The sequence below is a fragment of the Hymenobacter jeollabukensis genome, from assembly GCF_005771675.1.
Lineage (GTDB): Bacteria > Bacteroidota > Bacteroidia > Cytophagales > Hymenobacteraceae > Solirubrum > Solirubrum jeollabukense.
Genome location: NZ_VAJM01000011.1, coordinates 128,224 through 154,365, shown reverse-complemented (window position 1 = coordinate 154,365; position 26,142 = coordinate 128,224). Strand labels below are relative to the sequence as shown.

At 65.9% G+C, this 26,142-nt stretch carries 15 protein-coding genes and 1 tRNA gene; 6 read left to right on the top strand and 10 right to left on the bottom strand.

Annotation, left to right across the window (positions count from 1 at the left end):
• Window positions 1-18 precede the first annotated feature (18 nt).
• The 5 genes from FDY95_RS19680 to FDY95_RS19660 form a co-directional block, all read right to left on the bottom strand.
• Window positions 19-444, bottom strand: coding sequence for a DUF4288 domain-containing protein (locus FDY95_RS19680; protein WP_138080237.1), 426 nt, complete (start codon window positions 442-444; stop codon window positions 19-21).
• Window positions 445-604: 160 nt separating this feature from the next.
• Entirely contained in the window at window positions 605-2,017 is a 1,413-nt protein-coding gene (gene rlmD / locus FDY95_RS19675; protein ID WP_138080276.1) for a 23S rRNA (uracil(1939)-C(5))-methyltransferase RlmD, read from the bottom strand.
• Window positions 2,018-2,533: 516 nt separating this feature from the next.
• The gene (locus tag FDY95_RS19670) at window positions 2,534-4,885 is read right to left on the bottom strand and encodes an erythromycin esterase family protein (RefSeq protein WP_138080236.1); all 2,352 of its coding nucleotides are present in this window, start codon (window positions 4,883-4,885) and stop codon (window positions 2,534-2,536) included.
• Between the two features lie 93 nt (window positions 4,886-4,978).
• Window positions 4,979-10,666: a gliding motility-associated C-terminal domain-containing protein gene (locus FDY95_RS19665; RefSeq protein WP_138080235.1), complete on the bottom strand. Its 5,688-nt coding sequence runs from the start codon at window positions 10,664-10,666 to the stop codon at window positions 4,979-4,981.
• A 76-nt stretch (window positions 10,667-10,742) separates the two neighbouring features.
• Window positions 10,743-12,974 carry a GEVED domain-containing protein gene (locus FDY95_RS19660; RefSeq protein ID WP_138080234.1) on the bottom strand — a complete coding sequence of 744 codons (2,232 nt, stop codon included), beginning with the start codon at window positions 12,972-12,974 and terminating at the stop codon, window positions 10,743-10,745.
• Window positions 12,975-13,185: 211 nt separating this feature from the next.
• Between FDY95_RS19660 and FDY95_RS19655 the strand changes: the two genes are divergently transcribed.
• Complete coding sequence (locus FDY95_RS19655; protein ID WP_171025759.1) at window positions 13,186-13,995, top strand: SDR family oxidoreductase; 810 nt, start codon at window positions 13,186-13,188, stop codon at window positions 13,993-13,995.
• 7 nt (window positions 13,996-14,002) lie between these two features.
• On the opposite strand, the gene FDY95_RS19650 is transcribed toward FDY95_RS19655, so the two are convergent.
• Window positions 14,003-14,551 (bottom strand): SH3 domain-containing protein, encoded by a 549-nt coding sequence (locus tag FDY95_RS19650; RefSeq protein WP_138080232.1) that lies wholly within the window; start codon window positions 14,549-14,551, stop codon window positions 14,003-14,005.
• 243 nt (window positions 14,552-14,794) lie between these two features.
• Here FDY95_RS19650 and FDY95_RS19645 point away from each other — a divergent pair.
• Window positions 14,795-14,867, top strand: a tRNA-Lys gene (locus FDY95_RS19645).
• A 119-nt stretch (window positions 14,868-14,986) separates the two neighbouring features.
• Here the strand turns inward: FDY95_RS19645 and FDY95_RS19640 are convergent.
• Window positions 14,987-16,810 carry a carboxypeptidase-like regulatory domain-containing protein gene (locus FDY95_RS19640; protein WP_138080231.1) on the bottom strand — a complete coding sequence of 608 codons (1,824 nt, stop codon included), beginning with the start codon at window positions 16,808-16,810 and terminating at the stop codon, window positions 14,987-14,989.
• Window positions 16,811-17,322: 512 nt separating this feature from the next.
• Between FDY95_RS19640 and FDY95_RS19635 the strand changes: the two genes are divergently transcribed.
• The 3 genes from FDY95_RS19635 (at window position 17,323) to FDY95_RS19625 (ending at window position 19,849) form a co-directional block, all read left to right on the top strand.
• The gene (locus FDY95_RS19635; protein ID WP_138080230.1) at window positions 17,323-18,270 is read left to right on the top strand and encodes a VOC family protein; all 948 of its coding nucleotides are present in this window, start codon (window positions 17,323-17,325) and stop codon (window positions 18,268-18,270) included.
• A gap of 59 nt (window positions 18,271-18,329) precedes the next feature.
• Window positions 18,330-19,016: an alpha/beta hydrolase gene (locus tag FDY95_RS19630; RefSeq protein WP_171025758.1), complete on the top strand. Its 687-nt coding sequence runs from the start codon at window positions 18,330-18,332 to the stop codon at window positions 19,014-19,016.
• A 173-nt stretch (window positions 19,017-19,189) separates the two neighbouring features.
• On the top strand, window positions 19,190-19,849 hold the full coding sequence (locus FDY95_RS19625; RefSeq protein WP_138080228.1) for a YceI family protein: 660 nt from the start codon (window positions 19,190-19,192) through the stop codon (window positions 19,847-19,849).
• Window positions 19,850-20,449: 600 nt separating this feature from the next.
• Here the strand turns inward: FDY95_RS19625 and FDY95_RS19620 are convergent.
• A complete protein-coding gene (locus FDY95_RS19620) occupies window positions 20,450-20,671 on the bottom strand; it encodes a hypothetical protein (RefSeq protein WP_138080227.1) in 222 nt (73 codons plus the stop codon).
• A 509-nt stretch (window positions 20,672-21,180) separates the two neighbouring features.
• On the opposite strand from FDY95_RS19620, the gene FDY95_RS19615 reads away from it, so the two are divergent.
• Entirely contained in the window at window positions 21,181-21,855 is a 675-nt protein-coding gene (locus FDY95_RS19615) for a response regulator transcription factor (protein WP_171025757.1), read from the top strand.
• A 110-nt stretch (window positions 21,856-21,965) separates the two neighbouring features.
• Here the strand turns inward: FDY95_RS19615 and FDY95_RS19610 are convergent, their stop codons facing one another.
• Both FDY95_RS19610 and FDY95_RS19605 read right to left on the bottom strand, forming a co-directional pair.
• Window positions 21,966-23,867 carry a tetratricopeptide repeat-containing sensor histidine kinase gene (locus FDY95_RS19610; protein WP_138080225.1) on the bottom strand — a complete coding sequence of 634 codons (1,902 nt, stop codon included), beginning with the start codon at window positions 23,865-23,867 and terminating at the stop codon, window positions 21,966-21,968.
• Window positions 23,868-24,017: 150 nt separating this feature from the next.
• The gene (locus FDY95_RS19605; RefSeq protein WP_138080224.1) at window positions 24,018-26,003 is read right to left on the bottom strand and encodes a tetratricopeptide repeat-containing sensor histidine kinase; all 1,986 of its coding nucleotides are present in this window, start codon (window positions 26,001-26,003) and stop codon (window positions 24,018-24,020) included.
• Window positions 26,004-26,142 lie beyond the last annotated feature (139 nt).

Sequence of the window (26,142 nt, the reverse complement as noted above, 5' to 3'; positions counted from 1 at the left end):
TGAGTTAAGCAGCTCCGCCTATTTGTGCATGAGCATGTGTTTGGGGCCTTCAGCAGACAGCGGGATAGACTCAATAAACGCCTCTGCGGTTATGCTCCGGGTGGTACTTACAATATTCGAGTATACTTCTGTGCCGGATTTTATCGTCGAATTCGGCAGCCAGAAGCAATCAATGTAATCGTAGTATGACTGCGTAACGGTTTGGTGGTAGCGGTTCAAATAGGTCGATTCGTTTTGACGGCCTATATGCTCGGCTGCAGCATAGGCCTCGTCAAAGGAGCTGGCCTGGACGAGAATGATACTCTCCTCATAGGCCGCGTAATCGGCTGTATAGAAGGCGTCAATAGTTGATGGGACTGGTTCACCGGAAATGATGAATCGGTAAATGATTCGGACGCCAAACCATTTTCTGTCTTTCGGCTCTTTTACGCTGGCTTGGTCCATATTTGGTTAGGATATCGTTGTTTAACGTGTCGGCTTTCATCTGGCATACACAAAGCGAAGGACCTTACCAAGTTTGAACGATAGGTGACCTAAGGTTACTATATACCGTGATAAGGTCCTTCGCTTTGCTCAGCATGACAGACAATTTCAACTACCGTCGTTACTTCAGCTCCAGCAGCACCACATTCTCCACGTGGTGGGTGTGCGGGAACATATCCACCGGCTGCACGCGGGTTACGCGGTAGGTATCGGCCAGCAGCTCCAGGTCGCGGGCCTGGGTGGCGGGGTTGCAGCTCACGTACACCACGCGCGGGGCGCGCAGCTCGATGAGGCGGTTCACCACGTCGACGTGCATGCCGGCGCGGGGCGGGTCGGTGATGATGACGTCGGGGCGGCCGTGCTCGGCGGTGAAGTCCTTGGTGAGCACGTCCTTCATGTCGCCTGCGTAGAATTTGGTGTTCTGCACGCCGTTGATTTCCGAGTTCAGCTTGGCGTCCTCGATGGCCTGCTCCACGTATTCCACGCCGATAACCTCGCGGGCCTGCCGGGCCACGAAGTTGGCAATGGTGCCGGCGCCGGTGTAGAGGTCGTACACCAGCTCCTGGCCGGTGAGGCCGGCAAATTCGCGGGCGACTTTGTACAGCTCGTAGGCCTGCTCGGAGTTGGTCTGGTAGAACGACTTCGGCCCCACTCGGAAGCGCAGCCCCTCCATCTCCTCGTGGATGTAGGGCAGGCCGTGGTGGCAGATTACCTCCAGCCCGTCGAGCGAGTCGTTGCCCTTGTCGTTGAGCACGTAGTTCATCGACGTGACGCCGGGGAACTGCTCCAGCAGGTAATCCAGGATGACCGGGATGAGCTGGTGCTGGCGGTAGAACATGGCCACCACCATCAGCTCGCCGGTGCTCTTGGCGGTGCGGATGGTGAGCGTGCGCAGCAGGCCGGTGTGCTTGAAGAGGTTGCCGAAGCGCAGGTTGTTTTCGCGGGCGTAGTCGCGGAAAGCCAGGCGAATCTGGTTGGACGGGTCGGGCTGCAGCCAGCAGTGCTCGATGTCGATGATCTTGTCGAAGCGGCCGGGCAGGTGGTAGCCCAGCACGCGCCGGTCGTACTGCTTGGTCTCGTCCTTGATCTGCTCCGAGGTCAGCCAGCCCTGGTAGCTGAAGGTGTACTCCAGCTTGTTGCGGTAGTAGGTCGTCTCCTTGGAGCCCATGATGGGCTGGATTTCGGGCAGCTCCACCTTGCCGATGCGCTGCAGCGTATCGTTGACCTGCTGCTGCTTGTACAGCAACTGGGTTTCGTAGCCCAGGTGCTGCCACTTGCAGCCCCCGCAGGTGCCGAAGTGCTGGCAGAACGGCTCCACGCGCAGGTCCGAGTACTTGTGGAAGAACACCGGCTCGGCCTCCAGGTAGCTTTTCTTCGACTTGGTGATGCGCAGGTCCACCACGTCGCCGGGCGCGACGCCGGACACGAAAATGACGAGGTTGTTGTGGCGCACCAGGCACTTGCCTTCGGCGACCATATCCTGGATTTCCACGTGGCGGAGGTCTTCCGCCGGGATTTTCTTGGGGTTCGGCATGACGGGATTCACGGGCGCAAAGATAGACCACGGATTCGTGCGGATTTTTCGGATGTCACGGATTTTGTGGACGGCGCGGGGTGGAGCGGTGCCGTGATGTAGCTGGCGGGCAGGGTTTTGCTGAAGCCGGGAGGTGTTTTGCCGTAGTCAAGACCTGTTTGGACGCCGTCAAGTAGCGTTGGAGCGAAGTCGGGAAGCGTTGAATCGAAGTCTGATGGGGTTGGATCGAAGTCAGGAGGCGTTGGGGCGAAGTCGGGAGGCGTTGAATCGAAGTCGGGAGGTGTTGAGGCGAAGCCGGGAGGTGTCGGAGCGAAGTCGAGTAGTGTCGGAGCGAAGTCGGGAGGCGTTGGGGCGAAGTCGGGTAGTGTTGAAGCGAAGTCGGGAGGTGTTGGAGCGAAGTCGAGTAGTGTATTCGGGGACGGTAGCTGATACAACCGGGCCAGCGGTGATTGGAAACGCCCGTGCCCGCTGCTGCAGCGCAACGGGTACGGGCATTGGTGGGGCCTGGCCGGCTACCTACTGCACCGCCTGGGCCGGCGTCGACTTCGGCAGGTACAGCAAGGCGTCGAATTCGCGGCGGAGGCTGTGGCGGCCGAAGGGCTGGATGTAGGCTTTCAGGGTGCCTTCCCGGAACTGCAGATTTTCATACAGCCATTGCGTGCCGGGCAGTAGCTCGGGCGTGCGGATATCGAGCAGGGCGGCGGGCAGGGCGGCGGCCCGGAAGTAATGCTCGTAGCTGCCCACGGCGGAAGGCGCGGCCGTGGCGGTGACGAAGGCGGGCGGCTCCTCAGCGCGCAGGGCGCGGAAGGTGCCTTCGTGGAAGGCCAGGCCCACGGCGAGGAAGTCGGGGCCGTACTGGCGGCGCAGCTGCATGCCCAGGGTTTCGTCGTCGCGGTTGTAGGTGGTGAGGCTTTCGTTGTGCGACCAGACCACCGCCTTGCCGCCGGCCGTCTGCTGCCGGGCCCACTGCAGGTTTTCGGCCAGGCAGGCGGCGCGGTAGGAGGGGCGCAGGCTGGCGGCGAGGGTGTGGTAGAGGCTGAATTGCTCGGCCACGCGCAGCAGCTGGGGCAGCAGCACGGCTTCGCCGGGGAAGGGCTGGTAGCGGCTGCTGAGCTTGGCCGGCAACTCGTAGGCGGTGCGCAGCTCGGCCAGCAGCCGGCGCACGTCGGTAAGCAGGGGCGCGGGGGCGTCGGGCTGCTTGAGCAGGTGCAGGCGGACGTTGGCCGCTTCCAGCTCGCGCAGGCGGGCCTGTAGCTCGGTTAGCTTGTCGGTGCGGTAGTTGGGGCTGGCGGGCAGGTGCGGGCGCAGGTAGCGCAGGCCGGCGGGGGCTTCCTGTAGGTCGAGGCCCAGCAGCTGCAGCTTGGGGCCGGGGGCGCGCTGGTTGTAGCTGCGCATCCACTGCACCAGGGCCAGCATTTCGGCGGTATCCCAGGCGGGCAGCTCGGCCACCAGGGCTTTCGGGTCGCCCTGGCCGGTTTGCAGGTAGTCGTTCAGGGCGAGGCAGGGGCCCAGGTCGGCTTCGAGGGCCAGCAGGCGCACGCCCTTCTGCTCCACCAAGTAGCGGAAGAGGCGGTGCTTGAGCTGCATCTGCTCGTGGGAGCCCAGCGTGACTTCGCCCAGCCCGATGACCTTGCTCGTGCCCACCAGCTGCCCGAAGGCGGCCAGGTCTTTCTGGTCGCCGCCGTCGGGGGCGGTGGTGCGCAGCGGCACGGCGGCTTTACGCAGCCAGGCCAGCTCGGCGGCCGTGGGCAGGCCGGGCGTGGGCGGGGCCGTGGGGGTGAAGCCGTGGCCGTTGACGAGCAGCTCCAGGTGGTCGAGCCACACGGCGGTGGCGCCGGGCTGCAGCAACAGCGTCAGCTCGGAGAGGTTGTACTTCTCGGCAACGGGGATTTTCAGCTCGAAGGGCTGCCAGCCGGGCGTGGCGGCGGGGGCGGGTAGGGGCGCGGCGGCGAGCTGGCCGATCCACTTAAACCGGTCGTAGGGAAAGGCCAGCCGGTCGCTATTGCTGATGAGCCGGTAGCGCAGCTGCGCCGGCGCGCCCGCCGCCGCCGCGTAGCGCACGTAGCCGCGGATGGTCAGCGTCTTGTCCTGCAGCGAATCGAGGGGCACCACGCCCAGGTACACCGGCGCGGCATCAGGGCTGGCGGCCGGCACGCGCAGGCTGCGCCGGCCGTGCTGTACCACGGCCGAATCGAGCTGCCAGCGGCGGGGCCAGGCCTGGGGGCCGCGCACTTCGGCCGGGCCGCGGCGCTCGAAGTCCCAGTCGGGCAGGGGCGTGCCGGGCGGCAGCAGCAGGGCCTCGGTGCCGGGCAGGGGCGCATCCACGTAGGGCTGGCCGCGCCGGTGCATTTGGTAGTTGTCGAGCCAGATGCGGCCGCGCCCGTTCACGTACAGCGAAACCGATACCGACTCGGCTTCCCGGCTCACAGGTACCTGCGTGCGCAGCGGCTGCCAGTCGGCCGTGGGCGTCAGCGCGGCTACGTCGTTGCGGTTGCTGGAGAGGTTTTCGTTCTGGCGCCCGGAATACCCCTGGAACGAGGCGTGGCCCACAAACTCCTCCGTGCGGACCCAAACGGTGAAGGTGACAATCTGCCCGCGCAGCGAATCGGTGACGGGAAAGGAGGCCGAAACGAAAGTGCCCTCCGGCTCTTCGGCCCGCGAGGCATCGATGAGCAGGCTGCCGCGGCCGTGCTGGGCCCGGCTGGTGGTGTCGAGGCGGATGAGCAGGTCGTCGGGGTGCTGGCGGCGGGACCAGAGCAGCAGCGGGCGGCGGTGGTTGGCTTCGGGCTCGAAGTCGAGGTTGAGAATGGCCTGGCCGTGGGCGGTCAGGCTGGCCAGCAGCAGGACCAGAATCGATAGAAAACGCATAACGACAAGGGAAATAAAGCGGCCGGAAGGTAACGCAAAACGGCCGCCCGGATGTGCTCCGAACGGCCGTTTGCAGCGAATCGTACGCGGTGGTTACCGGATGATTTCAAACCACCCTTTGGTCACCTTGCCATTGCCGTCGGTGAAGAGGAAATAGTAGGTGCCGGCGGGCTGGGTGTCGCCGGTCCAGGTGTTCTGGTAGTTGCGGGTCTGGTACACCTGCTTGCCCCAGCGGTTGAAGATGCCCAGCGCGTTGCCCGGGTACAGCGCCACGTTCTTGATGGTGAACTGGTCGTTGAGGTTGTCCCCGTTGGGCGTCATCACGTTGTAGAACTCCAGCTCGTTGGTGAAGGCCCGGCCGGCTTCGTTGGAGAAGGACACCTGCGAAGCGCCCACGGCTTTCACGCGGTAGTGCTGGTCGAAGCCGGCGGCGCTGGTGGCAAAGCTCACGGTGTAGTCCGGGGCCGTGGTGGGCGTCATCGTCTGCACCAGTTCGGCCGCGCCGCCGTCGGCCTGGCGGTACACCTCGTAGCGCTGCACCGCGAAGCCCTGGTAGGCATTCCAGCGCAGGCTCACCGCATCCTGGGCGCGGCCCGCGCCGGCTTGGGTGCCCGTCACCTCCAGGCGCATGGTGGTGTGGTTGGCGCTGTTGAGCACCGTGCCGCAGCTGTTGAGCAGCTCCAGGCGGTACTCGTAGGCGGTGGCGTCGGCATCGGCGCTGGTGTCATCGTAGCTGGTGGCCGCGTTGGCCACGGTGGCCACTTGCGCAAAGGCGGCCGTGCTGCCCGCGTTGCGGCGCAGGATGCGCACCTGGCCCGCGTTGTTGGTGCGGTCGGCTACGCTGAGGGCCAGCGTGATTTTGCGGTCCGTGGTCTGGTCCACCGACGCCGCGTTCAGGGCCACCGTCGCGTTGTCGAGCGGCAGGATGATGGTGGTGGCCGGGCCGGCGCAGCCAAACTGCGAGGTTTCCGTCACCGCCACGCTGCGAGTAGTAGCCGTGGCCGAGAAGTTCACCTGCACGGTGCCGGTGCCCTGGCCGCTGGCGACCGTACCGCCCACGACCGTCCACTGGTAAGTGCTGGTGCTGCTGGCGCTGCCGATGCTGTACGTCACGCCGGTGAGGCCCTCGGGGCACACCGAGCGCGGGCCCGTGACGGTGGGCGCCCCCGGCAGCGGATCGACGGTGAAGGTGCGCGTGGCCGCGGGGCTGGCGCAGCCGCCGCTGCTGGTGGCCACTACCGACAGCGTGTACGGGCCGGGAGCCAGCGTCGGGAAGGTGACGCTGTTGGTCACCACGCCGGGCACCACCGTGCCGTTCAGGGTCCACTGGTAAGTTGGGGAGGCAATTGAAGGCACCTGGAACGTGGCCGCGGTGCCCGTGCAGACGCGGGCCGGACCGTTGACGGTCAGGGCGGCCGGCGAGGGTAGCACCGTCACGAACAGGGTATCGGAAGTGCCGAGGCAGCGGCCCCCGGCCGGGTTGCTCGATTCCGTCACCACGATTTTGCCGATGCCGGCGCGCGTCCAGTTCACCACCACCGCGGCGCCGCTGGTGCTCACCTGCGTGCCGCCGATGATCTGCCAGCCGTACACCGAGCCGGCAGTCAGCAGGGTCTGGTACGTGTAGGGGCCATCGGCCTGGCACACGCGCAGCGGGCCCGTGGGCTTCTGCGTGAGCAGAATTGAGTTGATGCGTACCGGGAAAGTCACCGTGTCGGACGAGCAGCCGGTGGCGGCGTTCAGCTGGAAGGCGCGCACGTTGGCCGTGCTGCTGGCGGCGCCCCAGTTCACGGTGATGCTCGGCGTACCCTGCCCGCTGGCAATGGTGCCGCCGTTGACAATCCACTGGTAGGCCGTGTTGCGCGGGTTGCGGATGCTGTAGGCCACGCCCTGCACCGTGGGGCACACCGAAGCCGTGCCCTGGATGCTGTCGTTGGCCGGGCGCGGGTTCACCGTCACCACTACCGTATCGGTGAGCGAGCAGCCCTGCAGCGTGGTAGCCCGCAGCACGTAGCGCAGCGTCTGGGCGGCGCTGTTGAGCGGGGTGCTGAAGGTGGGCTGGGCGGCGGTGGCGCTGCTCAGGTTGGTAGCCGGCGTCCACTGGTACTGGTAGCCGGTGCGGGCCGGCGTGCCCAGGCGCGTCGATTTGCCCGCGCAGATGGCCACGTCCGGACCAGCCTGCACGTCCACGCCGGGGTTCAGGGTCACCACCACCTGCGCGGTGGCCGGGCAGCCTTGCGGCGAAGTAGCCGTCAGCGTATACGTAATGGTCAGCGGGGCCGAGCCAGGGGCCAGCGTCTGGTTGAACACAGGATTGGCCACGGTAGCGCTGCTCAGGCCGGTGGCCGGGCTCCACTGGTAGGTGTAGCCCGCCACGGCCGGGGCCCCTAGCGTAATCGGGTCACCCGAGCACACGCTCCGGGGCGAGGCACCGGGCGTCACCAGTACGGTCGGATTCACCGTCACCACTACCGTGTCGCGGTCCTGGCAGTCGAAGCTGTTGCGCACAGTCAGGATGTAGCGCTGGGTAAGAAGGGCCGTGGTGCTCGGGTTCGGGAGCGTCACGGTGGGGTTGGCCACGGTGGCGCTGCTCAGGCCGGTGGCCGGGCTCCACTGGTAGGTGTAGCCCGCCACGGCCGGCCGGCCGATCCGGGCAATATTGCCCGTGCAGACGGTCGTGTCGTTGCCAGCTACGGCGCGGGCGGCCGGGTTCAGCGTCACGGTCGTTTGGCTGAACCCGGCGCAACCCTGCGGGGTGGTGGCCGTCAGCGTATACGTCGTAATCAGCGGTCCGGCACCTGGGGCCAGCGTTTGGATGTAGGTGGGGTTGGCCACGGTGGCGCTGCTCAGGCCCGTGGCGGGTACCCACTGGTAAGTGTAGCCCGGTTGGGGAGCGGCGCCCAACTGCGGCGGAGTGCTGCCCGAGCACACGGTCACGGTGGTACCGGGCGGCACAATCGGCGCGGGGTTGACCGTCAGGGTAAAGACCGTGGTGCTGGTGCAACCTCCCACGGCAGCCGGATTAGTGGCCGTTAGCGTGTAGGTGCGCACGATGGGCGCCGTGCCCGTATTAGTGACCAGGGCCACCGGGGTGGGGGAGTTGGGGTTGTTCAGGTCGCTGAGGGTGGCCGAAGTCCAGGCGTAGGTTACGCCGGGGGTGGCCGTGGCCCCGTTCAGCACTATCGCCGTGCCTGAGCAGGTAATCGGGGTGCCGGGACTATTCACCTGCGGCCGCGGGTTCACCGTCACCGTCACGGTGGCGGTGCCCGAGCAGGTGGTGCTGGTCGAGGTCGTCGTCAGCGTGTAGGTCTGAGTGATGGGGGCGCCGGTGGTGTTGGTCAGCGTGACGGTAGGATTCGCCACCGTGGCGCTGCTCAGGCCCGTGGCGGGACTCCACTGGTACGTCAAACCCGTCACGGCCGCCGCGCCCAGTTGGGACGAAGCGCCCGAGCAGATGGCCACATTGTTGCCGGGCAGGGCCTCGATGAGCGGATTCACCGTCACCACCACCTGGCTGGTCGCCTGGCAGCCGAGGGCCGTGGTGGCCGTTACGGTGTAGGTCTGGGTGATGGGGGCGCCGGTGGTGTTGGTCAGCGTCACCGTCGGCTGGGCCACCGTGGCGCTGCTCAGGCCCGTCGCCGGGCTCCACTGGTAGGTCAGCCCCGTCACGGCCGCCGTCCCCAGCTGGGCCGATTCGCCTGAGCAGAAGGTGGGCGCCGTGCCCGCGTTGGCCGTAGCGCCGGGCTTCACGCTCACCGTCACGGTGCCCGTGCTGGTGCAGCCGGTGCTGGTGGTGGTAACCGTCAGTGTATACGTCTGGGCGATAGAGTTGCCGCTGGCGTTGGTGAGCGTCAGGGTCGGATTGGCCACCGTGGTGCTGCTCAGCCCCGTCGCCGGGCTCCACTGGTAGGTCAGCCCGGCGACCGGTGCCGCGCCCAGGATGATGGACTCACCCGAGCACACGCTCGGGGTGGCCGTCGCGCCGACGTTGGCCTGCGGCAAGGGGTTTACCGTCACCGTGATGGTGCGCGTGGTGGTGCACACGCCGTCGCTGGAGGTTACCGAATAGGTGGTGGTCTGCGTCGGCGAGACGGTGATGCTGCCGCCGCTGGGCAGCGTGCCGGTGCCGCCGGTCCAGGTATAGGTCGTGCCGTTCGTCGCCGTCAGCGTCACCGATTGCCCCACGCAGATGCTGGGCGCGGACGCCGTCACGGCCAGGGTGCTGGCCGGGCGGATGTTGATACTGCGGCTTACAGAGTCGCTCTGGCAGCCGAAGGCCGAGATGTTGCGCACCGTCACGCGGCCCTGGCCGGTGCTGTTCCACCGCACCTGGATGGCCGAGCCGGTGGCCGAGCCCTGGATGGTGCCGCCCTGCACGCGCCAGTTGTAGCCGCCGGCCGGCGTAGGGCCGGTGGCGGTGTAGGTGCGCACCTGCGAGGCGTCGCACACCACGCTGTCGCCGCTCAGCGCCGTGGGCGCCGCTGTACGCGTGACCTGAATCTGGAATACGTCGGCAATGGTTTTGGAATTGCAGTTCACCTGGTCCGTGGCCGTAATGGCCACGTCGTAGGGGTTGGCGCGGGCGTCGCCGCAGCGGGGGGTGAAGCGGAACGCCGCGCTGGCGTTGCCGCCCGCGCCCACCACCGAGGCGCTGCCGGTGAGGGCACCCGGAAGCACCGTGCCCGCCTGCCCGCCAAAGGTCGCGTTGTAGCCCCCGGTGCCGTCGAGCAGCACGCTGTTGGCCTTCAGGGTGACGGTATTGCCGTCGGCGTCGGTGGTGCCGATGGTGAAGTTCAGCGTCTGGCCTTCCTCCACCGTGAAAAGGTGCTGGGCCACGGAGCTGGCGGTGAATTGCGGGGAGTTATTGGGCGGGCAGGTGCGCACTACCAGCTGCACCTCGCGCCGGGTGGCACCCACCTGTACCTGCTGCCCGTTGATGGTGCGGAACTCCTTGACTTCCACCGATACCACGTAGTTGCCCAGTTGGGTTACGGCGTAGGTGGCCAAGCCGGTGCTGGCGTTCAGGGCGGCGAAGTTGCCCGGCGCCGTCCCGAAGGGCGTCGTCGGACCGTAGCCCGCCGCGTACTGCACCGCCACGGGCGGCGGCGTAAACACGTTGTTGTTGGCCAGCCGGTCGTAGGGTGTGACCAGCGAGTACACGAGCCGGTCCCCTTCCGCGTCGACGGCGTTGTTCAGAAACAGGCTGGTGTCGCCCTGGCAGATAACCACCACCGCCGTGTCGGAAAACGTGGGCGAGGTATTCGGCAGCAGCGGCGGAGCCATTTCCATGTAGATGGTCTGCTGCTGCGAGTCCGAGGGGTTGGCCAGGTTGGTGATGCCCCGGTTGCGGGTGCCGTCCGTGTAGGCGGCATAATACCCGTCAAACGACACGGGCAAGTCCACCGTGGTGGTGTACGTACACAGGCGCACCGGCACCGGCGTGCCGGCCGAGGTGCAGCCCGGCGGCACGATGAGTGGGTTGCTCTGCCGGTTGATGTTCACCGTGCGGATCAGCGCCCCGTTCTGCGACTTGTTGTAGAAGTTGACGGTAATCTGGGGGCGGCCATCGGGCACGCTGGAGGGGTTGGCTCCGGTAAGCGCCGCGTTGACGTAGATCTGCACCGTTACCCGGTAGCGAAACGGCGTGGTCCCAGTGCCGAGGGCCCCGAGGTAGCTGTACGTCATTTCGCCGCCGAGCAAGTGGGAGGCCTGCGCCTGCGGAGCCGCCAGGCCCAGCAGCAGCAACAGGAGCAACCCGTAGCGGAGGAAAAGTTTGGTCATATAAATGGGGGAGAAAAGGCAGTGAAGCCCGGCCGAAACGCTGGTTCCGGCCGGGCGAGAATCTTGGCGGATAAATTTAGTTTCGCGCGATGCGGCGGGCGGCCTGCTCGCCCCCGGCTCCGCGCAGGCGCAGCACGTACACGCCCTGCGGCAGCTGGCTCAGGCTCAGGGCCGCATCAGTGGCGGCGCCCAGGCGCAGCGGCTGGCGCAGCACCACGGCCCCCAGCAGGTTCTCCACGGTAGCCTCGTAGGTGCCTGCCGCCGCTACGGGCAGGCGCAGCTGCAGGTGGCCGTCGGCCGTGGGGTTCGGGTACACTTCCAGGCCGGGCAGCTCCCGGGCGGCGGCCGTAGCCAGCGCGGGCGAAATGTTGACGGAATAGTCTTCCGTTTCGGCATTCACCTGGTTTTGCAGGCAGGGCTGCGGGGTGTTGCCGTTCAGGCGCATCAGTACGCGCATGCGGGTAAAGCCCACCGCGCTGGCCGTGGTCGGCAGGGTAAGCAGGCTGGTCATGGTGGTGGTGCCCGTCACGTTCAGCACCTGTTCCCCCGCGTCGGTAAAGGAGCCGTTGCGGTTGTAGTCAATCCAGACCGTCGTCGCGCGCTGGAAATTGTTGCCCGTCGCCACGCTCATCGTGTAGGTGGTGCCCAGGCGTAGTTCCGCCACGCGGTTCGTGTAGTTGCCATAGCCGCCGGCATCCGCGCCCGAATTGTTGGCGAAGGGCGTAGCGAGCGAGCCGCCACTGATCTGCACGGAGGTAATCCAGGTGTTGAGGTTGGTGCCGGTAGACGTGCAGTACGTCAGGCAGGGCACCGATACGGCGATGTACGCGCGCTTGGTCATGGTCTGGCTGCCGTAGGCGTTGGTGGCCGTCAGCACCACGTCGTACACTCCCGAGGCGGCGTAAGTGTGCGAGGGGCTCTGCTGGGTCGAGGTGCCGCCGTCGCCGAAAGTCCACGCCCAGCTGGTGGCGTTGGAGCTCTGGTCCGTGAACTGCACCGGGTTGGTGCAGGTACTGGTGTAGTTGGAAGTGAAATCGGCCGTCGGCGGCTGGGTATTGGGCAGCACCGTCACGGTGTAGTCCTCGGCCTGGCCCTGCTGCACGCCGGTGCAGGCCGTAAAGCTCGAGCCCACGTAGTCGGACACGATGCGCAGGCGCAGGGGCGTGTTTTTCACCGCCGTGTTCGGAATGGTCACGAAGCCCGTCACCGGCGAAGCCTGGTCGAGCGACTGCAGCAGCTGCTCCGTGCTGGCAAACTGCCCATCGTTGTTCATATCCAGCCACACGCGCGTATCCTGCCGGTTGCTGCTGGTGATGATGGTAATCGGGTAGCGGGTGGCCTCCGTCAGCGACACGCGGTTGGTGCAGGTGAAGTCCTGGTAGCCGGCCGTGCCGCTGGCCGAGGTGTTGCTGAGCGTACTCAGCGTGACGCCCGTGATGCCGTAGTTGCAGCAGTAGTTGAGCGTGGCCGGGGTGCAGGTGGCCGCCACCGGCACCTGGCTGTTGTAGGTGATGTAGCCAGTGCGGGTGCTGGTGTTCGAGCCGGTGGTGTTCGTGGCCGTCAGCGCCACGGTGTAGGTGCCGGCCGTGGCGTAGCACTTACGCGGGTTCTGCTGGGTGCTGGTCGTACCGTCGCCGAAGTCCCACAGCCAGCTGGTCGGGCCGTTGGTGCTCTGGTCCGTAAACTGCACGCAGCCCGAGCAGGTCAGCGTCTGGTCGGCTACGAAGGCCGCCACCGGGGCCGCCGTGGCCGCCTGCAGCGTCACGCGGTAGTCCTCGGTCTGCGAGTACTGCGGCGTCGAGCAGGGCGTGGGCACGGCCACATTCACGTAATCGGCGGCCACGCGCATGCGCAGGGCCACGCCGGTGGTGGCCCCCGCGTTGAGGCGCACCGTGCCCGACTGCGTGCCGCGTCCCGAGGAGCTGAACACCAGTTCGCCGCCGTTGCTCTGCGCCGTGTTGTTGAACTGCCCGTCGTTGTTCAGGTCAATCCATACGCGCACGTTCTCGTCGGCCGAGGCATTGGTGCGCACCTGCATGGTGTAGTTCTGCCCGATGGTGAGCGAGGTGCCCACCGTGCAGGAGTAGTCCTTGAAGCCGTCGGCCACGCCCGAGGTGTTGCTGTTGATGGTGCCCAGCGTCACGTTGAAAATGCCCATGGCGAAGGGAAACGACGACAAGGGCGCCGAGCCCGGCGTGCAGATGCTGGTGGTGGCCGGGCACTGCGCCGCCGCCGATGAGGCTGATAGCCAGCCGGCCAATACAATAAACAAGGGCGCCAGGCGCCCAAATCGTAGATGCTGCGTCATAAAGTCGACGGTAGGGAGGGAATTCACCGCCTTAAATGTAGCGAGGAAATCCAAGGCTTAACACCCCTCAATCCAACTTTTAACCGCCGGAATCGACGGTTCCGCCAGTTTTGTCGACCAACGCCCGGCGGGTTCCGGGCCTGCCGAAAAAGCCCGTAGTTTTGCCCGCTAGCCCCGGCCGTTGCCGCGGCTTCATTCCGCGTTTTTGCACATGCACGAAAAAGTAGTACTGATTACGGGCGGCACCTCCGGCATCGGGCAGGCCTGCGCCGTCGCATTTGGCCGTGCCGGTGCCCGCGTCGCCATCACCGGCCGCGACGCCGCCCGCCTGGAGCAAACCCTCGCCCAACTCACCGCCCAGGGCATCAAGGCCCTCGCCATCCGCGCCGATGTGGGCGAAGAAGCCGACTGTCAGCGCGCCGTGGCCGAAACCGTGCAGGCCTTCGGCCGCCTCGACGTGCTCATCAACAACGCCGGCATTTCCATGCGCGCCGTTTTCGCCGATGCCTCGCTCGACGTCATTCGCCGGCTGATGCAAACCAATTTCTTCGGCACCGTCTACACCACCAAGTACGCCCTGCCGCACCTGCTCAGCAGCCGCGGCAGCGTGGCGGGCATTTCCAGCATTGCCGGCTACCGTGGCCTGCCGGGCCGCACCGGCTATTCGGCCTCCAAGTTTGCTATGAACGGCTTCCTAGAGTCCCTGCGCACCGAGCTGGCCCCGCAGGGCGTGCACGTGCTCACGGCCTGCCCCGGCTTCACCGCCTCCAACATCCGCAACACCGCCCTGGCCGCCGACGGCTCGCAGCAGGGCGAGTCGCCCCGCGACGAGGCCAGCATGATGAGCAGCGAGGAAGTGGCCCAGCACATTCTGCGGGCCGTGCAGCAGCGCAGCCCCACCTTGGTGCTGACGGGCAAGGGCAAGCTGACGGTGTTCCTGAACAAATGGCTGCCCGCCGGCATCATGGACCGGCTGGTGCTCAACGAGTTTCGCAAGGAGAAAGACTCGCCGGTGCGCTAGCCAGCGCCTATTGCACCAGTAGCAGGTCGTGCTGCCGGATGTAGGCCGTGCGGCCGCGCCACAACACCTTGTACCAGATGTCCTGCTGTCCGCGTACCAGCAGCCGGTCACCGGCGGCGGCCGTGGTCAGCCAGGCCGCGCCGGCGCTGGGCGCGCTCATCAGCGCTGCCCGGGGCCGGCACACCAGGCCCACGGTGCTGGTATCGAAGATGTTCAGGAACGCCAGCACGAATAGCAGATAGAAGCCGTAGGTGAGCCACCACCCGCGCGCCAGCCCGCGCCGCCGCACCAGCAGCAGTGTGCCCACGGCTACGCCAATGGCCAGCAGGCCCTGCAGCACGGTCGGATAGTAGCGCCGCAGCGACAAACCCAGCTGCTGCCGCCAGTTGTCGGGGTAGCCCGTCAGGCGGTGGGTTGCGGCCAGCTCGGCCGTTTTGCGCCACACCGCCGGGCTGGGGTAGTACTGCTGGTACAGGTTCAGGTAGTAGAGCGCGGCCGGGTACTGGTCGTGACTTTCCTGCACCGCGGCCATGCGCAGCAGTTGCTGCCGGCTCACCAGGCGCCGGTGCAGCAGTTGGCGGTATTGCTGATAAGCTTCCAGCGGCCGCCCGCCGGTGAAGAGCGAGTCAGCGGCGGATGGGAGAGGAGGAGCTGCCTGAAGAATAGCACATTGCGCTAAAAACACAATCAGCAGCCCATACGCTGCAATTTTTTTTGCCTGAAAATTTGGCATTAGATGAGCAGCCAACTACTTTTGTGCCACAATCGACGACAGCAGGTCGCCGACCACAAAGAAAACGATTCTGTAGCTCAGCTGGTAGAGCAGTACACTTTTAATGTACGGGTCCTGGGTTCGAATCCCAGCGGAATCACTGAAAGCCTCACTTGCACTGCGCAAGTGGGGCTTTTTCTTTAGCGAGTATGCAAACTCCGGCTTTGGGGCGAAAGCCCCCAGGCTTGGCATAAGTACTCTGGCAGCAGTACTCGGCGACTACCTACTCACTAGGAATTTCGCTTTTTCCCATTTTTTGCCCGTGTAGAAGGTTAAAAAATAGATACCGGTAGGAAAGCTGCCTAGCTGAATAGTAGCCTTGTTGTGAGCAGGAGCCTCCCGAAGCACTATTTTGCCGGTCACATCGGTGACAAATAGTTCCGTTATTCCGCCTTCCAGCTCCACGTGCAGGATATCGGGGGTGGGATTGGGGTAACACTTCCAGGCATATCCTTTTCCGCGTCGAGGCGCGCTGGCCGTCACCTTTGCCGTATCCGGTGCCGGATGGTGCTGGTTGGATAGCGCCTTGGCTTTGGGGGGCTGGCAGTCGGGCGAGTAAGCATACTGGACAATGAGTCTGAACAACAGCGAATTGAGTAATTCTACATCGAACTTGTCCGTGGTCGGCTTGATGTGAACATCGCCCACGCCGCTGTCGTCGGTGAGAAACACGTAGGTACCATTGGTGGCCAGGGCCATCGACCGCATCAGGTACTCCGTGCTTTTGTCGATGCCGCTGGCCGTAATGGGGATGATTCGGATGCCTTTGGCCGCCGCTTTGCGGATGGACTGCTGAAGCGAGGCCAGCACCTGCGGATTTTCATGGGGCGGCGCGTCCAGAATCAAAAACAACAGGCGGGCCTTGGCCTGGGGGGACCAGGCAAGTTCGTCTACTGCCACGGCAAGGGCCTCATCGACGGCCTCGGGAAAGTCCCCGCCACCTCCGGCCTGCTGGCGGCGGATAAAGTCCAGGGTTTGCTGAATGGTGGCGCTGATGGGGGAGGTGCGGGTCACGTACTCATCCCCGGCATCCCGGTAGAAAACACTTCCCAGGTTAACGGTGGAGGACGCCAGCGAATCCTTCACTGTGGCGACGACGGCTCCAAGTTCAGCTTGCAGGTACTGAATTTCATCGCCCATCGAGCCGGTGGCATCTACTACAAACGCAATGTCTACCATTGAAGGTGCCCGGCAAGGTGCCTTGACCCGGACGATGTTGATGCCTTCGGGAAAGAGGGTAGGGTGGCCGACCGAATAGATTTTTCCGTCCACTACCGCTTGCAAGGCGGCGACTTTTGGCGCCTCAGCCCCGGCAAACAGGGCGTTCCATAGTTCGCATTTGCCGGTGTTGTCGCTCACGGCCTGCCAGATCAGGGAATCCCGACTGTCTTTTAGCAGTACGGTAGCCCCCACCACGGGAAAGCCGTCTTCGGTCACCAGCTGGGCCGTGTAGCGTTGCAGCGGGCTGATTTGCCAGCGCTGGCGCCACTCGCTCAAATCCTTTTGGGCAACATCCGGCCACAGCTTCCATTTGCTGAAATCGTTTATTTCCCCGGCGGTGAGAATCCCAGCTCCAACCCGCGTTTCGTTACGCGCGGCTTTTTTGTCTGCGCGGGGTGCCGCCGCAACGCTGCTGAGGCCGCGTATCATGACTCCCGACGTTTTACCCGCCAACACAGAGGCGGCTCCGGTCACGCTTCGTTTCGGCGCGGCGGCGTATCCCGTGACAACCACCTCGGAAAGGGCCCGCGTGTCTTCTTGCAGAAACACCACCAACGAATCGGTGTTGCGGGTGATGGCGGCCTCCTTGGTTACGTAGCCAATGGACGAAACCACCAGGCGGGGGGTGGGACGGGTGGTCACGAGCGTGAAGCGGCCCTGGGCATCGGCAGCGGCCCCGTTGGCGGTACCCTTCTCCACAATGCTGGCGCCGGCCAGCAACGCCCGGTCGGTGCTGGCACGAACAACTCCTCTTACGGTAAAGGACTGGGCACGCACCAACCACGGGAGCAGCAGCAGGATAATGAGCAGATGTGTTTTCATACGAAAAGCGGATTGAGTTTAGCAAGCGGAAAGCACCTTGCCAGGGGCTGGTCGCTCGTGAATCAGATGCAGCGGATTTCGCCTTTGCACACGGCTGGCTGAAAATTATTTGCGAGTCATTTCCGGATAAGGCGTACTAGTTATGGCCGGTTACCGCATTGTCTGGTAGCGTGCCCACGTGTCCCATGGAAATAGGATTTGTGCGACAGGGTGCTAATGCGGGGTTGATCTTGGATGCAGCGGATCAGGCCGGGAATGGTGAAATGGCAGCCTCCAGAGTATCGAATACCAGCAACGGGCGAGAAACCCGAAGCGCGGACAGCGCGGCCGTGCTTTCTATTATCGAGCACCGGAAAACGCGCCAGTTCAGTACTTTCTTATCCTAGGATAATGCGCGAAGGCCGGTCGGGGGCGGACCTTTGACTTACTTGTTCACCGCCAAAGTGCGGCCATGCAAAAGCTCCTGCTGCCCCGCGCCCTGGTTGCCGTTGCCCGCTCTACTTCATCTGCTTATGAAACCTGCCCTGCTTGCCTATTCTTCGCTGCCCGCCGAACGCATCGGGGTGCATCCGCCGACGGCGCTGCCGGCCGCCATTCGCCTGGGTACGGTGCACCTGGCGGTGGCCAGTCTGGCCCGCTCGCTGGAATTTTATCAGCGCGTGCTCGGCTTTGCGCTGCTCGGCCAGTCGCCGGCTGGCGCAGGGCAGGCGGCCGGGGCCGACTTGGGCGTGGCCGGGAGTCCGCAGGTGCTGGTACGTCTGCACGAGCAGCCCGGTGCGAATGCCGTCCCGCGGCGGGGCCGGCTGGGTCTCTACCACTTTGCCCTGCTGCTGCCCACCCGCGCCGACCTGGGCCGCTTCGTGCGGCACGTACGGGCGCAGAGAGTACACCTGGGCGCATCCGACCACCGCTACAGCGAAGCCACCTACCTGACCGACCCCGACGGCTTCACGGTGGAGGTGTACCGCGACCGGCCGCGCGCGGAGTGGTGGGTGACGGCCGAGGGCGAAATCCAGTCGGCTCTCGACCCGCTCGATGAGGCCGGGGTGCTGCAAGCGGCCGGCGACACAACGTGGCAAGGCCTGCCGGCGGGCACCACCATCGGCCACCTGCACTTTTACACCGGTAGCCTGCCCGAAGCGGCCGCGTTTTACCACCAGGCCCTGGGCTTCGACATCGAAACCTGGAGCTTGCCGGGGGCGCTGTTCGTGGGCGCCGGGGGCTACCACCACCACCTGGGGCTGAACGTGTGGGCGGCCGACTCGCCCGCCGCGACGGAGGCCGACGCCCGCCTGCTGCGCTGGGAAATGTGGCTACCCGATACGGCTACCCGCGACGCGGCCGCCGCCCGCCTGCAAGCTGCGGGCTACACCGTGGCGCAACTCCCCGAAGGCGTCCTCGCCACCGACGCCTGGGGCATCCGTCTGCTGCTGCGCGCCGAGGCCTCTTCCCGGGTATGAATTGGCCCCCCAGCCGGAGCTGGTGGCTCTTGCTTCTCACTTGTTCGCTTTTTACGACCATGACCGTCGCCAACCCGCCGCAGCCCCCGCTGCTCACTGATTTGTCCCTGGACTACCGCCTTGTCAACCCGGCGCAGGCGCAGGGCGCCCGCCGCCTCGTGCTGCTGCTGCACGGCGTGGGCGGCAACGAGCTGAACCTGCTGCCGGCGGGCGAGCAACTGGCCGATGACCGCACGCTGGTACTGGCCGTGCGGGCCCCGCTGGTGTTCGGCCCGGCCAGCTTCGGCTTTTACCAGGTCGATTTCTCGACGGGCAAGCCCGTCTTCAACCAGGCCCAGCAGCTCGACGGGCAGCGGTTGCTGCGGCGTTTCCTCGGCGAGGCCACGGCCCGCTACGGCATTCCGGCCGGTCAGGTATACCTGTTCGGCTTCAGCCAGGGTGCCATCATGGCCTACGACCTGGCCCTGACCCACCCGGCGCAGGTGAGGGGCGTACTGGCCTTTAGCGGCCGGCTGCTGGAAGAATCGAAGCAACACCACGCGCCGGCCGCCGAGGTGCAGCGGGTTGAGTTCTTCATCAGTCACGGTAGCCACGACGACAAGCTGCCGGCCTTTTACGCCGACCAGGCCGTGGCTTTCCTGCAGACGCTCGGCATTCGGCCCCGTTACGAACCCTGCGCGGGCGGCCACGAAATCACAGCCGGCAGCCTGGCCGCGGTCCGCCAGTGGCTCGCCCAGCAGCAATAGCCTAACGACGCTCATTCGCCCGGTTCAGCTACTGAGCGGGTAAGGAATTTTCATTGCCATGAAACTATGTATATACATTAAATGTATGTACATATGAACGGCAGGCAGTTGCTTCCGCTCCCGATTTCGACTTCCGCCCAACCTCGGTCCAAGTCAACTCTCACACAGAAACCATGAAAAAGATCCTCTTCCCCCTGCTGTTCGCCGCCACCGTGCTGTCGGCTCCCCTGCAAGCTGCCAACGGCCCGGCCGCTGGCAAACCGGCTGTAACCAAAGCCGCTACGGAAACCTACAAAGTGCAGCCGCAGTTGAGCACCCTCGGCTGGGTGGGCAAGAAAGTCGGCGGCCAGCACAGCGGCACCATCGCACTGCAAAGCGGTACGGTGCAGGTAAAAGGCAACCAGCTGGTGGGCGGCACCTTCGTGGCCGACATGGCCTCGATTAAAAACACGGACCTGACCGACGCCGACTACAACGCCAAGCTGGTGGGCCACCTCAAGTCCGACGATTTCTTCGGTGTGGATAAATATGCCACCGCCACCTTCGTCATCACCAGCATCAAGCCGCTGAAGGGCGACGCCAACGGTAATAACGCCACCGTCACGGGCAACCTGACCATCAAGGGCAAGACCAATCCGGTGAGCTTCCCGGCCAAAGTAGGCGTGAAAAATGGCGTGGCATCGGCCTCGGGCACGGCCACCATCGACCGCAGCAAGTATGATGTGAAGTACGGCTCAACCCTGTTCGGCGCCGCCGCCGACAAGGCCATCGACGACAACTTCACGCTGAATTTTAACGTCATTGCCAAGGCTGGCGGCGTAGCTGCCCGCTAAGCCGCGGCTTCCCCCTGCATCGTTTGCTCTGCCACGAGGGCTCTTTCCAGATAGGAAAGAGCCCTCTTTGTTTGGTGTCCGGCGGGCTCCGGTAGTGGAGTCAGCAGACGCTCCTTGGCTGCGCCCGGGAGGTTGCGGGTTGTCAGGTCGTCACGATAATCTTGCCGCCGGCTTGGTTGCTCTCCATGAGCCGGTGGGCTTCGCTGATCTGGTCGAGCAAAAGGTGCGGAACGGATGCAGCGCAGCAAGCAGTGCGGGACCGGAGGACGGACTTTCTGAAAACCAGAGCCGTGGGCTGGCAGACCTGCGGTGCCCGGCCACCACATGCCTCCCGCCAGTGTGCAATCAGCAGCTCAGCGGTAGCAGAAGAGGGAATAGCTAGGGCAGCAGGGGAGAAGTGGACAGCAGAAAGCGGTATTTCGAAGACGGCCCTGGGCCGGGCCGCCGCTGGCGCGAACCGGATTTTCTGCTGGTTCAGCGGATTGACCAGAAACGGGTACTGCCGGGGCAGGAGCGCCAGGCAGTGGTCGTCGAATCCGAGCTTGAAGTAGTCGGTGCCGTGCCCGGAGGCGGGCAGCTGGTTGATTTGGTGCGGCAGGATCAGCAGCAGTTCGTGCGGGCTATGTTGAACTGTTGCAGGTCAACGCCGTGGTGGGCCCGGCCCTCCAGCATGAAGAAGAGAAAGTAGTGGGACTTGCGGTGGGTCAGCCCGTACTGAGCGACAACTTCGGCCGGGAGGTGGCCGAAGCCGGGCGCGATAAGGCGGATGGGGAGCGTGTGGTGCTGTTTGAAGGAGTAAAGAAATGATACGGGCTCAAGCATAGAGTAAAGTAAGAATAACCGGGGACTGGTTTTCGGCCGGCAGCACCGCAGTTCGGCAGGGGGGCGCCCGGGCTGAGAAAAAGCGCGGGCATCCGTACCAGTACGCAGTAACCACTCAGGGGCGGAGGGTAGGGCAAATTGCCCGGCAGCGCGGATTGCCGCCGGTGTGGCAGCGGGTTTTCTTTGTGTAAATCCGCTTCGTCGATTTCCCGTGCTGCCGATGCTTTCTACCCGTCACTGTTTACCGGCTGCTCCGCGCCCCGCAACCAAGGATTCCGCTGCCAGCACTCCGCTGCCGGAGCTGGTAGAACCCGCGGGTGCACCGGGAAAACACGGCTGACTTACCCTTGCCCCAATGCCCCGCGCCCACCGGGCGCGCTTACGGCGCCGGTCGTCCGGGAGTAGCCCAAGAGCTGCTTCGGGGGTGGCCGGCGCTAACCACTTGTTTACCTTGTCTTTCCCGTTCAATGTTGTTTCTTCGTGCTACCGCCCGTCTAGCCGCGCCTTTCATGAGTTTCGCATCCCCGCCAGCCACCAGTATCCCGCTCCTGCTCGTCGACGACCACCAGTTGGTGCTGGAGGGCGTGCGGGTGCTGCTGGGGCACGACCCGGGCCTGCGCGTGGTGGCCATGGCCAACTCGGGCGCCGAGGCCCTGCTACGCCTGCGGGAACACCCCGAAATAGAAGTGGCCGTGGTCGACCTGAACATGCCGCAGATGTCGGGCGTGCAGCTCACGCGGGCCATCCGCGAGCAGTTTCCGCAGGTGCGGGTGCTGGCCCTGAGCATGTTTCACGACCACGCCTCGGTGCAGGAAGTGCTGGGCGCCGGCGGCTCGGGCTACCTGCTCAAGAACACCACCGCCGACGAGCTGAGCACGGCCATTCGGCGGGCAGCGGCCGGGCGCACCTACTTCAACGCCGAAGTGGGCGCCACCCTGCTCGACCATCTCGACGTGCCCGCCAACCGCGACACCTCCGAGCGGCCCGTGCCCCTCACCACGCGCGAGCGGGAAATCCTGCAGCTCATTGCGGGCGAGTATTCCAACGCCGCCATTGCCGAAAAGCTCTTCATCAGCGAGCGGACCGTGGAGACGCACCGCAAGAACATCTTCACCAAGACCAAGGCCAAATCCATCATCGGCCTGATTCAGTACGCGCTCAAGCACAAGCTCATCCTGCTCTAAACGCAGGTTCGGTACCCAGCCAAACGAGCGGGGCCGGCCGCCTCCCGCATTACGCGAGAAGGCAGCCGGCCCCGCTCGTTTCGGCATGCTTCTGGCAGGCGCACCAGCCTCTAATCGACGACGGCCGCCACCTGCAGGGGCACTTCCAGCGTGACGGTGGTGCCGCGCCCGGGCACCGCGTCGAAGTGGGCCTGGCCGCCGAGGTAGGCCATGCGGGTGACCACGTTGCGCAGCCCGATGCCTTCATCCGACGCCAGCGCGCCGGGGTCGAAGCCCCGGCCGTTGTCTTCCACCGTCACGGTCAGGTCGTCCGCGCCGCGCACCAGCTGCAGGGTTACGTCGGTGGCCTGGGCGTGCTTGATGATGTTCTGCATCAGCTCCTGAATCACCCGGAACAGCACGCTTTCCACCGTCGGCAGCAGGCGGATATCGTCCAGCCCGTAGGCCTGCACCTCCACGCGCAGGCCGTTGTCGGAGGGCAGCTTGTCGAGAAAGTCGCGCACGGCGGCGGCCAGCCCGCGCCGCAGCAGGGCCGTGGGCATCAGGTTGTGCGAAATGCCGCGCACCTCGCGGAACGACTCGTCGACGGTGGCCACGGCGTTGTCGAGCAGCACCTGCTGGCCATCGAGCCGGGGGCCGAGCTGCTGGCCGAGGGCGTGCAGGTTGAGCTTGGCGGCGGTGAGCAGCTGGCCTACGCTGTCGTGCAGATCGGAGCCGATGCGGCGCCGCTCGTTTTCCTCGGCCTCCAGCACGGCGGCCGCCCGCTGCCGCTCCAGCAGCTGCCGCTCCTGGGCAAAGGCCACCTGCTGGCGCAGGCGGTTGCGGGTGTAGAGCAGCCAGCCCACGGCGGCCAGCAGCCCCGCCAGGGCCAGGCCGGTCAGCAGCTGGGTGTTGCGCCGCCGGATAACCTGCTGCTGGGTCCGCAGCTGCGCCTGCTGCAGCTGCTTCTGCTGCCGCAGCAGGCGGTTCTGGGCGTCCTTCTGCTCGGTTTCGTACTTGGTGCGCATCTCCGTCACCTGTTCGGCGGCTTCGGCCTGGTACAGCGAGTCGTTCAGGTTCTGAAAGCGGGTGCGCCAGCGCAGCGCGTCCTGGTAGCGGCCGGTGGCTTCGTAGAGCGAGGCGAAGCCGTCGTAAATCACCCGGATCAGCGGGCGGGCCTCCACCTGCCGGGCCAGCCGCAGGGCCGCGCCGTAGGCCTGCTCGGCGTCGCGGTGGCGCTTGAGCTGCAGCCGCGCGTCGCCCAGGTTCAGCCACGATTCGGCCTGGCCCTGCGGGTTGCCCTGCTGCTGGTCGATGGCCAGGGTCTGGCGGTAGTAGCGCTCGGCCGCGGCGGCCTGCTTGGTTTGCAGGGCAATGGCGCCGAGGTTGTAGAGGGCCAGCACCACCACGCCCGAGTCGCCGAGGGCGCGGCCCTGGCGTAGCGCCTGCTGAAAATCGGCCATGGCCAGCAGGTACTGCTGCTGCTCCAGGTACACCGTGCCGCTGTTGTTGTAGGATACGGCCACGCCCCGGCGGGCCTCGGGCCGGCCCTGCCGCACGGCGCGGGCGTAGTAGCGGCGGGCCTGTTGGGCATACTGGAGCGAAGGCGCGTACTGCTGGAGGTTTTTGTAGGTAGTGCCCAGCAGCAGGTAGGCCGTGGCGAGGCTTAGCGTGTCGCGGCTGGTTTGGGCCAGGCGCTGCGCCGCGTGCAGCTGCGCGGCGGCCTCCGAATGCTGCCCCAGCGCATTGTAGAGGCGGCCCTGCAGCAGGCGGGCGGTTATTTCGGGAGCGAGTAGATGCTGTTGCCGGGCCAGGCGCACGGCGGCCTGGGCGCGCTGCAGGGCGCGGTCGGGGGAGGTACGGCGCAGGGCCTCGCCGTCGGCCAGCAGCAGCCGCAGCCGGGCCGAATCGGGGGCGGCGGCCAGGCGCTGGTCGAGGCTGTCGGGCGGGGGCGACTGGCACCACGCGTTCAGAGGCAGGCTTACGAGCAAGGCGGGCAGCAGCCGGCGCCAGCAGGGGAAAATAGACAGCATGGACGGAGCGCGGCGGAGACTGAGGACCGTTTCAGTGGGCCCCGCTTAAACATACAGATTGTTGCATGCACTACAATGCATCGGACATTTGAGCCTCAGCTACTTCAGCCGGGGCGGCCGGGCGGCCGGCCCAGGGCCGCCCGTCGGCACTCAGGCCGCGGGCGCGGGCGGGGCCGTCAGCGGCACTTCCAGCGTGACGGTGGTGCCACGGCCGGGGGCGGTATCGAGTTCGGCCCGGCCGCCGAGGTAGGTCATGCGCGTGGCCACGTTGCGCAGCCCGATGCCCACGTCGGCTTCCAGACCCTGCGCATCAAAGCCCCGGCCGTTGTCTTCCACCGTCACCGTCAGCTCGGCCGCGCTCTGCACCAGCTGGATGGTGACTTCGGTAGCCTGGGCGTGCTTGATGATGTTCTGCACCAGCTCCTGAATCACCCGGAACAGTACGCTTTCGGCGTGGGGCGGCAGCTGCGTGGCGTCGATGCCGTAGGCCTGCACCTCCACGCGCAGGCCGTTGTCGGAGGGCAGCTTGTCGAGAAAGTCGCGCACGGCGGCGGCCAGCCCGCGCTTGATCAGGGCGTTAGGCATCAGGTTGTGGGAGATGCCGCGCACTTCCCGAAACGACTCGTCGACCACCGCCAGGGCGTTGTCGAGCAGGTTTTCGTGGCCGGGCCGGCCGGGGCCGAGCTGCTGCTGCAGGGCGTGCAGATTGAGCTTGGCGGCCGTCAGCAGCTGGCCGATGCCGTCGTGCAAATCGGAGCCGATGCGGCGGCGCTCGTTTTCCTCGGCCTCCAGCACGGCGGCCGCCCGCTGCCGCTCCAGCTGCTGCCGCTCCTGCTCAAACGCCACCCGCTGCTGCAGGCGGCGGCGGGTGTGGAGCAGGTAAGCCAGGCCCGCCAACAGCGCGGCCACCACCAGGCCGCCAATCAGCTGGGTGTTGCGCCGCCGGATGAGCTGTTGCTGCGCCCGCAGCTGGGCGGCCTGCAGGCGGTTGCGGGCGGCCTGGCGCTCGGTGTCGTAGCGCACCTGCATTTCGGTTATCTGGCGGGTGCTGGCTTCGTTCAGCAAAGAATCCTTGAGCGCGGCCGTCTGCTCGCTGTAGCGCAGGGCCTGGGCGTAGCGGCCCTGGCGGGCGTGGGCGGTGCTGAGGCCCTGCAACGCGCCGCGCACCACTTCCCGCGCCTGAATGCGCCGCCCCAGTGCGTAGGCCTGCTCGAAGGCGGCCTGCGCCGCTGCGGGCTGTCGCTGCGCCAGCAGCAGCCGGCCCTGGGCGCTGAGGGCGCCGGCGCGGGTGGCCGCGTCGTCTACCTGGGTGGCCAGCAGCAGGGCCGTGCCCAGGGCGGTGGCCGCCGCCGCGTAGTCGCGGCGCGCCACCAGCAGCTCGCCCAGGCCGAGCTGGGCCTGGGCTTCGGTGTGCAGGTCGGTGTGGGCGTGGCTGATGGCAATGGCCTGCTGGTAGTGGTGGCGGGCCGAGTCGGGCGGGCCGAGGCGGGCGAAGTCCTGGCCGAGCAGGTAGTGAGCCTGGGCGTCGTTGTGGGCATCGGGGGTGCGACCGGGCAGGTGCAGGTAGCGGCGGTGGTAGCGCAGGGCCTGGGCGTAGCGGCCCAGCTGGTAGTACACCACGCCGAGGTTGGCCAGGTCGGCGGCAATGCGCTCCGGGGTGCCGTACTTTTCTTCCAGCCGCAGGGCCCGCACGTAGGTGGCCACGGCCTGCTGGTAGTGGCCCTGGCTGGCCTGCACCTCCCCAATGTTGTTGATGGCACCGGCCACGCCCTGCCAGTCGCCCAGGGCGGCCCGCTCGCGGCGGCAGCGGTCGAAATCGGCAATGGCCTCGGCGAAGCGGCCGGTGGTGGCGTAGATGATGCCGCGCAGAATGTAGGTTTTGGCCAGGCCCCGCCGGTAGCGCAGGCGCTGGCCCAGGGCTTCGGCTTCGGCGGCCAGGCGCAGGGCGCGGCGGGGGTTACTGTCGCGGTTTTCCCACACCAGCTCGTTGAGGTGCCGGACGCGGTTGGTATCGGGGCGGCTGAGCTGGGGCAGCCGGGCTTCCAGCGAATCGAGGCGGGCATTGCGGGGCACGGGCTGAGCCTGGCTGGCCAGCGCCAAACCCACCAATCCAATCCAGAGGAGCAAGCGAAACATGGAATGAAGCGGAAGGAGAGGGAAAAGGAATCTATTGTTGCAGCCCCGCGAACCGGGCGCAGGCCCGGCAGCAGCGGAACGGAAAACACCCCGGCAGGAAACCTACCGGGGTGTCTGACTGAGTTGCTCGTGGTGCTTC

What these genes read in the sequence shown, in the direction of transcription:
- FDY95_RS19680 (WP_138080237.1), bottom strand. Translation starts at nt 444, where the DNA reads ATGGACCAAGCCAGCGTAAAAGAGCCGAAAGACAGAAAATGGTTTGGC.
- rlmD (WP_138080276.1), bottom strand. Translation starts at nt 2,017, where the DNA reads ATGCCGAACCCCAAGAAAATCCCGGCGGAAGACCTCCGCCACGTGGAA.
- FDY95_RS19670 (WP_138080236.1), bottom strand. Translation starts at nt 4,885, where the DNA reads ATGCGTTTTCTATCGATTCTGGTCCTGCTGCTGGCCAGCCTGACCGCC.
- FDY95_RS19665 (WP_138080235.1), bottom strand. Translation starts at nt 10,666, where the DNA reads ATGACCAAACTTTTCCTCCGCTACGGGTTGCTCCTGTTGCTGCTGCTG.
- FDY95_RS19660 (WP_138080234.1), bottom strand. Translation starts at nt 12,974, where the DNA reads ATGACGCAGCATCTACGATTTGGGCGCCTGGCGCCCTTGTTTATTGTA.
- FDY95_RS19655 (WP_171025759.1), top strand. Translation starts at nt 13,186, where the DNA reads ATGCACGAAAAAGTAGTACTGATTACGGGCGGCACCTCCGGCATCGGG.
- FDY95_RS19640 (WP_138080231.1), bottom strand. Translation starts at nt 16,810, where the DNA reads ATGAAAACACATCTGCTCATTATCCTGCTGCTGCTCCCGTGGTTGGTG.
- FDY95_RS19635 (WP_138080230.1), top strand. Translation starts at nt 17,323, where the DNA reads ATGAAACCTGCCCTGCTTGCCTATTCTTCGCTGCCCGCCGAACGCATC.
- FDY95_RS19630 (WP_171025758.1), top strand. Translation starts at nt 18,330, where the DNA reads ATGACCGTCGCCAACCCGCCGCAGCCCCCGCTGCTCACTGATTTGTCC.
- FDY95_RS19625 (WP_138080228.1), top strand. Translation starts at nt 19,190, where the DNA reads ATGAAAAAGATCCTCTTCCCCCTGCTGTTCGCCGCCACCGTGCTGTCG.
- FDY95_RS19620 (WP_138080227.1), bottom strand. Translation starts at nt 20,671, where the DNA reads ATGCTTGAGCCCGTATCATTTCTTTACTCCTTCAAACAGCACCACACG.
- FDY95_RS19615 (WP_171025757.1), top strand. Translation starts at nt 21,181, where the DNA reads ATGAGTTTCGCATCCCCGCCAGCCACCAGTATCCCGCTCCTGCTCGTC.
- FDY95_RS19610 (WP_138080225.1), bottom strand. Translation starts at nt 23,867, where the DNA reads ATGCTGTCTATTTTCCCCTGCTGGCGCCGGCTGCTGCCCGCCTTGCTC.
- FDY95_RS19605 (WP_138080224.1), bottom strand. Translation starts at nt 26,003, where the DNA reads ATGTTTCGCTTGCTCCTCTGGATTGGATTGGTGGGTTTGGCGCTGGCC.